Consider the following 13,863-nt stretch of genomic DNA (forward strand, 5'->3'; position numbering starts at 1 on the left):
GTTCATTCCTCCACCCGCACTTCCCGGAACATGCCGGATTCCATGTGGAAGAACAGATGGCAGTGGTAGGCCCAGCGCCCCAGCGCATCGGCGCGCACGCGATAACTTCGCTTGCTTCCCGGCGGCATGTCCACGGTGTGCTTGCGCACCTGGAAATTGCCGTCGGCGTCTTCCACGTCGCTCCACATCCCGTGCAGGTGGATGGGGTGGCTCATCATGGTGTCGTTGACCAGCACGATGCGCAGGCGCTCGCCATAAGTCATGCGCAGTGGTTCTGCCTGGGCGAACTTGAGCCCGTCGAACGACCACGCGAACTTCTCCATGTGCCCGGTCAGGTGCAGCTCAACCGTGCGGCCCGGCTCGCGGCCGTCCGGGTCTGCGAAGGTGCTCCTGAGGTCTGCGTAGGTCAGCACGCGACGGCCGTTGTCGCGCAGGCCGATCCCGGGATCATCCAGCTTCGGCGTGGGCGACATGGTCTGCATGTCCACCAGCGGGTTGTTGGTCTCGCTTGCCGGGTGCGTTTGCATGCCACCGGCGCCATGGTCCATGCCGACCATCGCGCCTGCGCCTGTGGCCATGGCGTGGCCTGCGTGGGGATCTGCGGAGGGGGATGACGGCGGCGGAGTGCCCGGCATCGCGTGACCCGCATGCGGAGCCGCGGCGGCAGCGGGTTGCGAGGACGCCATCGCATCCATGTCGTGGCCCGCATGCATGTCGCCATGGCCCATGTCGGCCATGCTCATGATCGGGCGGGGATCCAGAGGGGGGATCGGTGCGCGCAGACCCTCGCGCACAGCGAGGGTGCCGCTGACATATCCCGTGCGCGCGCTGTCCTGGGCGAAGACGGTGTAGGCGTCCTGTCCGCCGGGCTGCACGATGACGTCGTACGTTTCTGCGGCACCAATCCGAAGCTCATCCACCGTGACCGGATGCACCGGCTGGCCGTCGGCGGCGACCACGGTCAGTTTCAGTCCGGGGATGCGCACATCGAAATAGGTCATCGCCGAGCCATTGATCAAGCGCAGGCGCACCTTGTCACCGGGGACGAACACGCCGGTCCAATTGCCTAGCGATGTGGTCCCGTTGAGCAGGTATGTGTAGGTCTGCCCGTTGACGTCGGACAGGTCCGTGGGGGTCATACGCATCTGCCCCCACATCTTGCGGTCGGCCACGGTGGCAGGAAGGCCCTTGCGCTCGGCATCGCGCATGAAATCGCCGACGGTGCGCTGGTAGACGTTGTCGTGGCTGGCCATCTTCTTGAGCCGCGCGAACAACTTCGCCGGATCCATGTCGGTCCAGTCGGACAGCATCACCACGAAATCTCGGTCGCTGGCGATGGGGTCCGGCCCGGCCGGGTCGATCACGAGCGGCCCGTACATGCCGCCCTGTTCCTGGAAACCGGAGTGGCTGTGGTACCAGTAGGTGCCGGCCTGTTTGACGTCAAAGCGGTAGAGGTAGCTCTCGCCCGGGCGGATGCCATCGAAGCTCATCCCCGGCACGCCGTCCATGTTCGCGGGCAGCACGAGGCCATGCCAGTGGATCGACGTGTCCGGGCCATGGATGGATCCGCGCGGCAGGTCGTTGCGCACGCGCAAGGTAACCGTGGTGCCTTCCTTCCAGCGCAGCAGCGGACCGGGCAGCGTGCCGTTGATGGTCACGGCAGGGCGGGTTTGCCCGGTGTAGTTGACCAGGGTCTCGCCGACGCTGAGGTCGAGCTCGGTTCCTCGCAGCACCGGCATCTTCCGCGACTGCTGTGCCCAGCCCGTCTGTGGCCATAGGCCCAAGCCGGCGACAGCACCTCCCGCGGCCAAGCCCTGGACGAAGCGCCGCCGCGACGGCATGGCGATGCCCGGCGACACGCCGGGATATTTGAATGACATGACTACTCCACATGGTTCAGTGACGGCCTTGAGTACAAGGCAGCTCCGGCATGGCAAAAAGGCTCATGCAAGGCAAACGGCGCCGCAGCGCCTGAGGTCACTTAGCCGATGGGAGGTCGAATGAAGTTGAGCAGCGCAGGTGTGGCATGGCCGACGGGCAAGGTAGTAGCCATTGCGGCGCTGCCCGGCACTGCGGTTAACACTGACAAGTCGAGAAGAGCCGCTTGCCCTATCTGCATGCACGGGCAAGTGCATGAGCCTTGCGCGCAGCAGTCTCTGTCACAGTCGGCAGGGTGCTGGGTTGCCGATGGGGGGAGCTCTACCGGTGCCGAGCGACTTGCTCCGTTTGTCTGTGGCGTGGTCGCACGCGCTGGCGAGCTGCGGAGAAGCTTCAGCCATCGACATGGCAACATGCGCGGGCGCATCCAGCATGGCTGGCATTGCCACTGCGGCCATGGCGTTGCCGATCCCATTGAGGATCAGACAAAAGGCCAAAAGCAGGCGTAGGGCAGTGCGCGGCATGGTGACAGGGTACGACACGGCGCTGTCCTGCTTGGTGAATGAAGCGTTAGAGTGGGACAGGCTCGAAAGGTCTTGCCGGCGCGCCCGCCGCCGCTAACATTTCTAGCACCCAGGGCCTCGGCTCGCCCTTGAATGCAACGGGGGACTCCAATGGTGGAAGGAGCGGACTCCTGTGATGTCATCTGCAATACCAAGGATCCCGAGGAACTGAACCGGCTTTGCGCGTGTGCCTTGGTGGACGTTGGCCACGTCCGTGAATCATTAGGCATCAGTGCTCCCGGGGCCACGACCCAGGACCCGGGGTTGCATGCGCACCTGTTCTCGCCCTATGCGCTGTTTGTGCATCGGACTTCACTGGACCTCATGGGTGCAGTTGCGCAAGCCGTGTTCGAGATCGCGCGCAATCGGAAGTACGCCGAACACGTACTGCGCTGGGCACCCAGCATTGCCCTGCATGACCCCGGCTCAAGTGGTGGGGTGCTGGGGCTGGACTTCCATCTCACCGTTGCCGGCCCGCGGCTGATCGAAATCAACACCAATCCGGGCGGGCTCTTGCTCAATACGCTCTTGGTTGATGCCGTTCAGTCCTGCGCGCCGACGGCCTGGGCGCCTTGGACAAGCGGAGCACGGGCGCGTGACGCCTCGGTGGCGGCGTGGCTGGACGATGCCCGTACGCAGTTGGGGCGGATGCCGACACGCGTGGCTATCGTGGATATCGCCCCCAAGGAACAATTCCTGTATCCGGAGTTCGAGCTCTATGCCGCGGCATTCAAGGATCGGGGCGTCGACAGCGTTATTCGCGCACCCAACGCCCTCATGTTCGGGCCGAATGGACTGGAAGACGCGGATGGACGGATCGACGCCGTCTACAACCGACTGACCGACTTTGCGCTCGCCGAGCCAGTGGTTGAGCCCCTGCGTCACGCTTATCTGGCACGCGCGATCGCGCTCACTCCGCACCCAAGGGCGCACGCCCTACTCGCAGACAAGCGCAACCTGATCCTGCTTGGCGACGCTCATATGCTGGGTAGTTGGGGAGTTGACCCCGCGTTGGCGCAGCGGCTCGCACAAGTGATTCCGACCACTGTCGAGGTCACCTCCGAAAACCGGGACGTGCTGTGGGATGACCGGGATGGATACTTCTTTAAACCGGCGACCGGGTTTGGCAGCCGCGGAAGCTACCGTGGCTCCAAGTTGACCAGAAGGGTCTGGGACACGATGGCTTCTACGCCCTACGTGGCTCAGGCCTTCGCACCTCCAAGTGTGCGAATCGTGCATGGCGGTGCCTCACTCAAGGCAGACGTACGCTGCTTCGCAGCAGCATCGGGGACGCTGTTGTTCGCTGCCAGGCTTTATCAGGGCCAGACAACCAACATGCGTACGCAATACGGCGGATTCGCGGCTGTGCTGACTACACCAGCCTTGGAAGAATGAATTAATCGGCGTTGCTCATCTTGTGCGCAGTTAATCAGAGCCAGGCCAGGTCCCATTGGACCAGTCAAGTCTCTCTCCGCTGGCTTTGAACAGCGCTTTCGTTGAGTCCGCTATTGGCCGCTCCTTGACCATCTAAGGTCGAGGAGCGGCCATATTGGTTCAGACATCCGTCTGCTCCGCGATCTCTAGGGCGTCATCGACCTCGATGCCAAGGTAACGCACGGTGCTCTCTAGCTTCGTGTGCCCAAGCAATAGCTGGACCGCCCTGAGGTTTCCTGTCCGGCGGTAGATCAACGAAGCTTTGGTCCTGCGCATCGTGTGTGTTCCGTAAGATCCCGATTCGAGGCCTGCTTCTTCAACCCAGCGATGGACAATCCGGGCGTACTGCCTCGTCGAAAGGTGAGGTGAGTCCGAGACTCGGCTGGTGAACAGGAAATCCGAGGACTTGAGTTCAGCATGGGTAATCCAAGCCTGCACGGCCTCGCGAGTCGATTGGGTAATCTCGAACTGGACGGGTCGCCCCGTCTTTTGTTGCATCACCATGGCGCGCGCCGCCATCTACCCGCCATGGGAGACATCGGATACCCGGAGCTTCACCAAGTCGCAGGCACGGAGCTTGGAGTCGATTGCGAGGTTGAAGAGGGCGAGGTCACGGACCTTGTGGCCGAGCTGAAGGCGAATGCGAATAGCCCAGATGTCTTTCAGCTTGAGCGGTGCCTTCTGCCCGATCAGCTTGCCCTTATTCCAGGGCTCGTGGTGCTGAGATGTGTGAAGAATTGCCATGACCAACTCCTGATGAAGGGTTGGTCAGGCTTCTCCTACGCGCAGAAGCATGGCGTGATGCGACCCGCAGCGGTCGTCCGTAGCGAGCAGGTAGCTCCTGAAAGGTGCCGTCGAGGTCCTGTTTAACAGGCGCTCGCGTGGGGCCGTTCCCGATACCACGCTCCGAATTGCCCGTTGTGCGTGAAGCGACGCAATTCGAACTGTCCGGACTCGTGAATGACGTGACGCCAGCGGGAACAACCGTACTTTTGTGGCGTTTGCTGAGGATGGTGTTCGGAAACCCATCGCGCGGCAGCATCCAGATTCACCCAGCCGTCGATGGACAGTTCCTGGAAAGCTTCCCTCAATGCTCCGACAATGCCCGCCACGGGCCAATGGATCTCGCCGTCGGGGCCTATTCCATTGACGATCATGTCCCGGAACTGCGGCGATTGCATCAAGTCCGCAGTGGCTTTCCTTGCTTCATCCATGTAGCCAGCGAACGTGACCAATTGTTCAAAGTGTCGGTCGATCTCTGCGTACGATTGGTTCAATGCGTCTTGCGCTTGAAGACAGCCATCTAAAGTCCAGAGATCATGCAGGTCGACAAAATGGTGCACCAGTGAATTTCGTAGTGTCACCAGCTCGCGCAGTTCCGCCTTGAGTGCCTCGTGACGTTCGGCTGGCAGGTTGAGCTGCATCCGGAAGCCGAAATGGATTGATTCGCTAGTTTGCTCGGGTGTGTCGTCGGGCAGTTCGAAGCCTTCTTTCAGGATGTAGTCGCCCATCAGTCGACCAATCAAAACACCTAATGTCTTGTCGCTAGTCTCGGCCTTCCTGGCGTCCAGGGCATGCGGGAGTGACTCGGAGGTTCCAGAAAACTGTTGTACTGCGATCATTGACTTGAGCAACCGCTCGTATTGTTGCAAACGCAAGAGGCATCGACCCAGAAGGCGTTGCACTTCGCGTTGCTGAACTGCGAAGTCTGATTGTTCGATATCTGCCATAAGGAACGCGAACCAAAGTGCAAATGTTGGACAGTGAACAATAGCGCTTGAGAGAAAGGAGAGGTGCTGGTCAGGCATTCTGCTACGCAAATACCGACCGAGGCTGTGTAAAAACTCCACCTCCACTGGCATGATCTGAGCACCGGTCGATGGGTGTTCTGCATGAAGCGATTCGTGGAAAGTGTTGATCGTTCCCAAGGGCTTCTGCTCCCTGATCGGCTGGAAGACTTCGTCCACGATGACAACCCAGTGCGGGTGGTTGATGCCTTCGTGGAAGCACTCGATCTGAGCGGACTGGGCTTCGAGGCGGCCAATCGCGTGGCCGGTGGCAGGCCTGCTTATCTCCCCGCCGCGCTGCTCAAGATCTACATCTACGGATACCTCAACCGCATCCAGTCCAGCCGTCGCCTGGAGCGGGCGGCACAACGGAACCTGGAACTGATGGTTGACTGGCCGGTTGGCACCCGACTTCAAGACCATCGCCGGCTTCCGCAAGGACAACGGCAGCGCGATCACCTCGGTGTGCGGCCGGTTCGTCAGCCTCTGCGGGAACATGAAGGTCTTCTCGCACGCGATCGTCGCGATCGATGGCAGCAAGCTCAAGGCCGTGAACAGCCGGGACCGCAACTTCACTGTTGGCAAGATCAAGGGAGGCCGGCACCAATTGGAGAACAGCGTTGCGCGCTAGCTCGCCGAGATGGACCGCGCGGATCGTGATCCAAGCTTGTTGCCAGAAGGACGCGTTCCGCAACTGAAGGACAAGCTCGCCAAGCTGCACATGCAGATGGAGAAGCTCGACGCCATCGAAAAGCAGCTTCAGGCCACTCCAGATCGCCAGATATCACTGACGGATCCGGATGCACGCTCGATGGCCACGAGCGGCCGTGGAACTGGTGTGGTGGGCTACAACGTCCAGGCGGCTGTTGATGCCGAGCACCACCTGATCGTGGCCCACGATGTCGTAAATGATGGTCATGATCGTGCACAGCTCTCGCGCATGGCAACGAAGGCAAGAGAAGCCCTTGGCACCAAACGCATGACGGCACTGGCAGATCGAGGCTACTTCAATGCGCCAGAGATCCTGGCGTGCGAGGAGACAGGCGTCATTCCATTGGTGCCCAAGCCGCTCACGTCGAACAGCAAGGCCGAAGGCCGTTTCGACAAGCGGGACTTTGTTTATGACGAAGCCGCGGATGAGTACGAATGCCCAGGAAGCGAAAGAGCGATCCATCGCTTTACGGCCGAAGAAAAGGGCCTGACCCTGCGTAAATATTGGTCCTCAGCCTGCCCCCGCTGCCCGATGCGGGGGCAATGCACGACCGCTAGCTATAGACGAATCACCCGCTGGGAGCATGAACATGTGCTCGAACGAACGCAGCTGCTGCTGGATGCCAGGCCACAAGCTGCAGTGGTGCGAAAGCAGACGGTGGAGCATGTCTTCGGCACGGTCAAATCGTGGCTAGGCACCACGACGTTGCTGACGAAGACGCTTCCGAGGTTTCGAACAGAAATCAGCTTGGCGGTTCTGGCCTACAACATGAAGCGGATGATCAAGATCATGGGCACCGAAGGCGTGGTGCTGGCCATCGCCGCCTGAGCGTCGCGGCTTTTTGCCGCTGCGCTGGTTGCTCGAACTATTGGCAACGTCGTCGGCAGTGCCGCTTCGACGAGTTTTACCCAGCCTCGGTCCGAAGCGGGCAGCGACAACTTAGGCAATCCCTGCGAGCATGCGGGTCACAGTCGCGGCGCCACGCCCTGTGGAAACGCGTTGGGCGAGGTCCCGTTCCACAGCGGGCTGGAATCGTCCAGGCCTCTGGCTTCGGCATTGGCCCTCGGCGAAGCCAACGATTGAAGGCCAGGGAAATGCAGGAGGCATCGTGGACATCGGGCGCAGGTCGCGCATAAGTCGATACATAAGCCCGCGTGCGGGGCGACTGTCAAAGAGATCAGTGATCGCCGAGGCACGGCTTGGTTGCTGCAGAGCCGTGCGATGGATGTCGAACGTAGGGACAAGGGAGGGCATGGCAATGACTTGGTTGGGCAAACAACGAAGCCGCCCGAAGGCGGCTCCGAGTCGCGGCTTGCCCAACTTGCCTAGCTGGGTAGCTTTGCCGCGAGCACGTCGACTTTCTCGATGGTCGGCGGCTCGGAGAACAGTTCCCCGGCCTTGGCCATCAACGCCGCTGCAACCTTGCCGGCGAGATGGGCCTCCCGGCCCGCATCGTCGGGGAAGGCATCGAAAATTCCGAAGGTTGTTGGCCCGAGGCGAATTCCGAACCAGACGGTCGTGGCGGGCTCGTCCATGACGAGTGGCAGACCACTCAGGAGAAAGCTTTCAACTTCTTTCGCCTTGCCGATTTTCGCTTCGAGGCGAACGAATAGCGCGACCTTGACCATGAGCTGTCTCCTGTTGGTGTTGGAGTAAGGACGCCCCATCTGCTTACTGGAAGCCTGGGAATTGATGGAGCCAAGAAATCCATGGAGCGGCGCGCCGGGCCAGTGGGCCGCTACTGCCTGACAATCTAGTCGCTGCCGTGGAGCGATGTGTTACGATGGCATGAGGATGGCCCAACGCCCCCTTCACCGGGACGGCGAACGCAGGGTTACGATAGTCACGAATCTGAGGGAGTGCGAACCCATGCCACACCAGCCCTCGTCGCCGGTCGGGTTCGACGCCTTCGTGCACGTGCGAGGCGCGCGCGAGCACAACCTCAAGGATGTCGATGTCGACCTCCCGAGGGATGCACTCGTCGTGTTCTCCGGCATCTCGGGATCGGGCAAATCTTCGCTGGCGTTTGGCACGCTCTATGCTGAGACGCAGCGGCGCTACCTGGAATCGCTGTCGCCCTATGCACGGCGCCTGATCGACCAGGTGGGCGTACCCGACGTCGACGCCATCGACGGGATGCCGCCGGCAGTCGCGCTGCAGCAGCAGCGCGGTACACCGAACGTCCGCTCGACCGTGGGCAGCATCACCACGCTGTCGAGCTTGCTGCGCATGCTGTATTCGCGCGCCGGCACCTATCCGCCCCGGCAACCCATGCTGTATGCGGAGGACTTTTCGCCCAACACGCCCCAGGGTGCTTGCCCTACGTGCCACGGGCTGGGCTACGTTTACACCGTAAAAGACGAGGCGATGGTCCCCGACCCGTCGCTGTCCATCCGCGACCGGGCGATCGCAGCGTGGCCACCGGCCTGGCATGGGCAAAACCTGCGGGACATCCTGGTGACGTTGGGGTATGACGTCGACAAACCCTGGCGCGAGCTCCCGAAGAAGGACCGCGACTGGATCCTGCACACCGACGAGCAGCCAGTGGTTCCGGTGTACGCGGGTTTCACGCCTGCGGAAACGCGCGCGGCGCTGCGCCGCAAAGCCGAGCCCAGCTACATGGGCACCTTTACCGGCGCGCGCCGCTACGTGCTGGACACCTTCGCCAACACGCAGAGCGCGCTGATGAAGAAGCGTGTCGCGCGCTTCATGTCCGGTACCACGTGCGCGACGTGCGACGGTCGCCGCCTCAAGCGCGAAGCGCTGTCGGTCACATTCGCCGGGCTGGATATCGGCACCTTGTCGCGTTTGCCGCTCGCTGACATCGCCGAACTCCTCGCGCCCGCGGCGAAGGGCCGGTTCGACACACCCGTTTCCACAGCCACGCGCAGCCGCGCCGCTGGACGCAAGGACATCGCCCGTCGCGTGGCCGCCGGCGGATTGCCGCATACCGGCGGCACGGACGTGCGGCGCACCGCGAACCTGTCCGAGGAGAAGCGGATCGCCGCACAACGCATCGCTCGCGACCTGATCGAGCGGATTGGGTCGTTGCAGGGGCTGGGCCTCGGTTACCTCGCGCTGGACCGTTCTACGCCCACGCTCTCCTCGGGCGAGCTGCAACGGCTGCGCCTGGCCACGCAGGTGCGCTCCAATCTGTTCGGCGTGGTCTACGTGCTGGACGAGCCGTCGGCAGGACTGCATCCCGCAGATGCGGAAGCCCTGCACGCGGTGCTCGGCCAGCTCAAGGCGGCCGGCAACACCCTGTTCGTCGTCGAGCACGACCTGGAGACGCTGCGCCGCGCCGACTGGCTTGTCGACGTGGGGCCGGATGCAGGCCAGCATGGTGGCCACGTGCTCTACAGCGGGCCGCCCCTGGGGTTGCGCGACATCGAGGCGTCGCACACGCGGCGCTATCTGTTCGACGCCGTGCCGACGCGTCGGCGCACGCCTCGACGCCCGTCAGGCTGGCTCGAGCTCATCGGCATCCAACGCAACAACCTGCATGGCCTCGATGTGCGGATCCCACTGGGGGCCTTCACTTCGGTCACTGGCGTGTCCGGTTCGGGCAAGTCCAGCCTGGTCAGCCAGGCGCTGGTGGAACTCGTGGGCGAGCAACTCGGCCACGAGCCGGCGGCGGAGGAAAGCAGCGACGACATGCCGCTGCCCGACGCAATAACGCGCACCGCGGGCCGCCTGGGCGCGGGCGTGGGCGCGATCCGCCGCCTGGTCAACGTCGACCAGAAGCCCATCGGCCGCACGCCGCGGTCCAACCTGGCGACCTACACCGGCCTGTTCGACCATGTGCGCAAGCTGTTCGCGACCACTCGCGCTGCGAAGGCGCGCCGCTACGGCGTGGGTCGCTTTTCCTTCAACGTGGCGCAGGGGCGTTGCCCCACTTGCGAGGGCGAAGGCTTCGTCAGCATCGAACTGCTCTTCATGCCGAGCGTCTACGCGCCATGCCCTACCTGCCACGGCAAGCGTTACAACGAAAAGACCCTCGAAATCGAGTGGAACGGGCGCAACATCGCCCAAGTGCTGGCGATGACGGTGGACGAGGCGCTGACGTTCTTCGCCGACGAAGCGCCCGTGCACCGTGCACTGGCATTGCTGCACGGCATTGGCCTGGGTTACCTGCGGCTCGGGCAGCCTGCGACGGAACTGTCCGGAGGCGAGGCCCAGCGCATCAAGCTGGCCACCGAGCTGCAGCGCAGCCAGCGTGGCGACTCGCTGTACGTGCTCGACGAGCCGACCACTGGACTGCACCCGTTCGACGTGGACAAGCTGATGGTGCAATTGCACGGACTGGTTGACGCAGGCAACACCGTGGTCGTCGTCGAACATGACATGCGGGTCGTCGCCGACAGCGACTGGATGATCGACGTAGGCCCGGGCGCCGGGGAGAAGGGTGGTCGCATCGTCGCCGAGGGGGTGCCGCAGGACGTAGCGAGCGCGGGCGTCGGGGCCACAGCGCCTTACCTGCAGCGCGCTCTGTCCTCACGCTGACCGAGGCGCTGCTCGATTTCCCTCTGGCAAAGGTGGTCTCCCGGCCTTACGTCCGCTCTTGGCCGTTAGCGACCCAAAGCGGACGTCAGGCTTTGATGCGCCGCAAGCGAAAACCGCTCGCAAGTTGGGCGATCACTGCCCCAAAAGCCTGCTCTTCCGAGCTTTGCCACGTCTCAGCAGTAAGGAGTGATAGGACGCGACGCCTAGGTTCTTCGAGTGGAATGTTGGGTCTATGGCTTCGATCGATTTCGGCGTGCTTCGGGCAGAGCGCGGTGTATCGCGCTAGCGGCCACGGCCGCATGACCGTAGGCAACCGCAATCTGATTAAGATCAGTTACCACGTCGCCTATGGCGTAGAGTCCCGGACGGGTGGTTTCCATGTGCTCGTTGGTCAGCACCGCGCCGTCGGCGTCCACCATCGCACCCGCCTGTTTCGCCAAGTCGCCCCGGGCTGGCGCTCCCATGGCTGCGTAAACCAAGTCAAACCAATGGACGTGGCCGTTCGCATCGATGACTTTCCAGCCCCCGTCGATGCAGGCCAAGCTTTTTAGTGGAGCAAGGATCGCGATTCCTTGCGTGGAAGGAGTGTCGGACGGCCGCGTTCCCTCTTGCGATATCGGAAGGACGGTGACGTCTGCCGAGAAGGTGCTGAGGTAGTGAGCGTTGGCCGTGGCTTTGGCAAGAGGCCCTACCACGGCTATCCGGCAATCCGTCGCTTCATAGCCATCCCAGAGCGCACACGATCGCAGCAATCCGCTCCGCAATGCTTCTTCAGCGTCGCCGGACGAAAGCTCCGGCAGGCGATCCACCACGCCGGTGGCCAGCAGCACCGTGGGCGCGCTCCAATGCCCGGATTGGGTGTCCACGCGCCATCCGCCAGTTGTGGCTTGTAAGGAGCCAACGCGCTGGGGCTGAATCGTTGCGCCATAGGTTTCAGCTTGGACCTTCAGTCGGCTGAGTAATTGATCGCCCGACACACCTAAAGGAAACCCGGGACAGTTGTGGCTTTCGGGGATCCAGCGAGCCCGGCTCCGACCGTCGTTGAACACGACCACGCGACGATGCAAGCGGCGGAGGTAGGTGGCTGCGGTCAGCCCCGCAGGCCCGCCGCCGATGATGATGCAGTCGAGGTCGGTCATGGCGTCCTGCTGAATAGGGTGGATGGCCAGGTTCTACAGTGTCATGAAAAGGCTGCCTAAGCATGAGGCGTGGCGAAGGTGACGCAGGTTTCACGGGCGGAAGGGTAGTGATGATCCGTGGCCCATGCTCGCGCGGCCACGCGGAGGCCTCTGGAGCGCGGGACGGAGTGAAACGATGGGACGGTCTGATTCTGAGCGCTCTCAACGCCTCGTGGAATTTCTCCACCGGTCGGGTGGGGTCGGCAAGTGTCTTCCGTATCCCGATATGACCCCCATTCCCGCTGGCTTCAACGACTTTGCCAGCGGGGACTGCAAATCGGTGGACGCGGAGTGGGCGGATGTGTGCCCGGCCTACGCACTCGCCCTGATCTCGGTGGGCACCTATGGCCTTCCCCAGAACGACGCCGAGATGGAGGTGTTGTGGGACGATCTTAGCGGCAATTCCACCAAGTTATGGCCCGAGGTGCGTGACATCGTCATGCGCTCGTGGGGCTGGCTGGATGCCCACCAGCTGCAACTGACGGGCGATAGGGCTTGATCAGCCCGCGGTTCGTTTCTTCCGCCACACGACCCATTGGCCGATGACGGCTGTCAGGAGAATGAGGCTGTTGGTGGCGATGAAAACCCAGTTGTCGAGCAACCAGCTGTAAACGATGAATCCGACCGACGCCGCCATTTGCCCCAGAAACAGCCACCGGGAAACCCCTTCCGCGTTGTCTTGGGTCGCTTGCTTGCGAATCTGCTTCACCAACGTCGCCAGCAAAATGGCAGACGCTAGCCAACCGATGGCATCGGGCGACATGAAGAAATCCCTCAATCTGGATGACATAGGTAGGAAGGAATGACCGGCGTCACCGAAGTCACCGAGAAACGCCAGGTGCGAATGCGGGCCATGCTATTTGACGCCCAACGAGGAAACCGTGAAATTGGCACGGATGAACCGCTGGAACTGGAGCGGTCGAGCGATCAACTGGTATGGGTCGACCTAGAAGACCCAAGCGAAGACGACGTCCATAAGCTGGCCACGCGCTTGTCCTTGCCCTCCGCGGCGGTGGATGGATACTTGGGGACGGAGACGAATCCCACACTGCAGAACTGCGGAAAATGCTTCTGGCTTCGCGTGGTGGCGGTGGCCGACACATCCGGTCACGAGTTTACGGGAACCGTTCTAACCATCGTCGCCGGTTCCAACTTCGTGGCTACCTTGCATCGCACCCCGGTGGAGTTCCTGGAAACGTTCCGCCAAGGGACGGCGTCGAAAGGTGGGGTGGGAGCGTTGGGATCCGGCAGCTTTGTGGCCGCCCTGCTGGACTGGCATCTGGGAACCTACTTCGAAGCGGTGTCGCGCTTTGAATTGGCCGTTGAGCGACTGGAAGTCGAGGTGCTCTCCACGGAGCCTCGCGATTGCTTGGCCGAACTTCGGCTGCTCCGGAAGGGCGCTTCCCGCCTGAGGCGGATGCTCGCCCCACATCGGATCGTGTTCACCGCCTTGTCGCGCCCGGATTTCCGACCAGAAGAAGATGAGCTGACCGACCGCCACTTTCGAGTCCTAGACACTCACTACGAACGCGCCATGGACATGGTGGAGAACGCCCGGGATTTGGTGGTGGGCAGCTTCGAGCTGTTCAGCAGTCAAACCGCCTTGGCTGCCAACGAGACGATGAAAGTGCTGACCTTCGTCACGGTGGTGGTCGGCGTGCTGGCCGTCATCGGTGGCGTTCTGGGGATGAATTTCGAGGCGCCGTTCTTCAAGACGGGCGTCCGAGGCTTTTCTGTCGCGGTCGCCTTGATGCTGATCCTGGCGGGCATCTCCGTCTTCTTGGGGCGGAAGCGCCGCTGGATTTAGG

Annotated in this window: 13 protein-coding genes and 1 pseudogene; 5 read left to right on the forward strand and 9 right to left on the reverse strand. The window is 62.4% G+C overall.

The window, feature by feature from the left end:
* Positions 1-2: 2 nt before the first annotated feature.
* The 3 genes from DCD74_RS11915 to DCD74_RS13030 form a co-directional block, all read right to left on the reverse strand.
* A complete protein-coding gene (locus DCD74_RS11915) occupies positions 3-1,880 on the reverse strand; it encodes a copper resistance system multicopper oxidase (protein WP_217424261.1) in 1,878 nt (625 codons plus the stop codon).
* A gap of 101 nt (positions 1,881-1,981) precedes the next feature.
* Positions 1,982-2,275 (reverse strand): CopL family metal-binding regulatory protein, encoded by a 294-nt coding sequence (locus tag DCD74_RS13230; RefSeq protein ID WP_407072242.1) that lies wholly within the window; start codon positions 2,273-2,275, stop codon positions 1,982-1,984.
* Positions 2,160-2,420, reverse strand: a complete 261-nt coding sequence (locus DCD74_RS13030; RefSeq protein ID WP_237049617.1) for a hypothetical protein — start codon at positions 2,418-2,420, stop codon at positions 2,160-2,162. Before DCD74_RS13030 ends, DCD74_RS13230 begins: the two co-directional genes overlap by 116 nt.
* A 132-nt stretch (positions 2,421-2,552) precedes the next feature.
* Here DCD74_RS13030 and DCD74_RS11925 point away from each other — a divergent pair, with 132 nt between their 5' ends.
* A complete protein-coding gene (locus DCD74_RS11925) occupies positions 2,553-3,836 on the forward strand; it encodes a hypothetical protein (RefSeq protein ID WP_237049618.1) in 1,284 nt (427 codons plus the stop codon).
* Between the two features lie 159 nt (positions 3,837-3,995).
* On the opposite strand, the gene DCD74_RS13255 is transcribed toward DCD74_RS11925, so the two are convergent.
* The 3 genes from DCD74_RS13255 to DCD74_RS13125 all read right to left on the reverse strand — a co-directional run bounded on the left by DCD74_RS13255 (position 3,996) and on the right by DCD74_RS13125 (position 5,737).
* Positions 3,996-4,394, reverse strand: coding sequence for a tyrosine-type recombinase/integrase (locus DCD74_RS13255; RefSeq protein WP_455430925.1), 399 nt, complete (start codon positions 4,392-4,394; stop codon positions 3,996-3,998).
* Positions 4,395-4,619, reverse strand: coding sequence for a hypothetical protein (locus DCD74_RS13260; RefSeq protein WP_455430926.1), 225 nt, complete (start codon positions 4,617-4,619; stop codon positions 4,395-4,397).
* A 122-nt stretch (positions 4,620-4,741) separates the two neighbouring features.
* Entirely contained in the window at positions 4,742-5,737 is a 996-nt protein-coding gene (locus DCD74_RS13125) for an OST-HTH/LOTUS domain-containing protein (protein ID WP_335645459.1), read from the reverse strand.
* Between the two features lie 30 nt (positions 5,738-5,767).
* On the opposite strand from DCD74_RS13125, the pseudogene DCD74_RS11940 reads away from it, so the two are divergent.
* A pseudogene (locus DCD74_RS11940) lies at positions 5,768-7,202 on the forward strand (IS1182 family transposase).
* A gap of 497 nt (positions 7,203-7,699) precedes the next feature.
* On the opposite strand, the gene DCD74_RS11945 reads toward DCD74_RS11940, so the two are convergent.
* On the reverse strand, positions 7,700-8,002 hold the full coding sequence (locus tag DCD74_RS11945) for a putative quinol monooxygenase (protein WP_112927842.1): 303 nt from the start codon (positions 8,000-8,002) through the stop codon (positions 7,700-7,702).
* A gap of 241 nt (positions 8,003-8,243) precedes the next feature.
* Between DCD74_RS11945 and DCD74_RS11950 the strand changes: the two genes are divergently transcribed.
* Positions 8,244-10,877, forward strand: coding sequence for an excinuclease ABC subunit UvrA (locus DCD74_RS11950; protein ID WP_112927492.1), 2,634 nt, complete (start codon positions 8,244-8,246; stop codon positions 10,875-10,877).
* 230 nt (positions 10,878-11,107) lie between these two features.
* On the opposite strand, the gene DCD74_RS11955 is transcribed toward DCD74_RS11950, so the two are convergent.
* Positions 11,108-12,016 (reverse strand): NAD(P)/FAD-dependent oxidoreductase, encoded by a 909-nt coding sequence (locus DCD74_RS11955; RefSeq protein WP_112927493.1) that lies wholly within the window; start codon positions 12,014-12,016, stop codon positions 11,108-11,110.
* Between the two features lie 265 nt (positions 12,017-12,281).
* Between DCD74_RS11955 and DCD74_RS11960 the strand changes: the two genes are divergently transcribed.
* A complete protein-coding gene (locus DCD74_RS11960) occupies positions 12,282-12,554 on the forward strand; it encodes a hypothetical protein (protein ID WP_112927494.1) in 273 nt (90 codons plus the stop codon).
* Here the strand turns inward: DCD74_RS11960 and DCD74_RS11965 are convergent, their stop codons facing one another.
* Entirely contained in the window at positions 12,555-12,818 is a 264-nt protein-coding gene (locus DCD74_RS11965) for a hypothetical protein (protein ID WP_112927720.1), read from the reverse strand.
* A 39-nt stretch (positions 12,819-12,857) separates the two neighbouring features.
* Between DCD74_RS11965 and DCD74_RS11970 the strand changes: the two genes are divergently transcribed.
* On the forward strand, positions 12,858-13,862 hold the full coding sequence (locus DCD74_RS11970) for a magnesium transporter CorA family protein (RefSeq protein ID WP_112926675.1): 1,005 nt from the start codon (positions 12,858-12,860) through the stop codon (positions 13,860-13,862).
* Position 13,863 lies beyond the last annotated feature (1 nt).

Source organism: Lysobacter oculi, assembly GCF_003293695.1.
Classification (GTDB): domain Bacteria; phylum Pseudomonadota; class Gammaproteobacteria; order Xanthomonadales; family Xanthomonadaceae; genus Solilutibacter; species Solilutibacter oculi.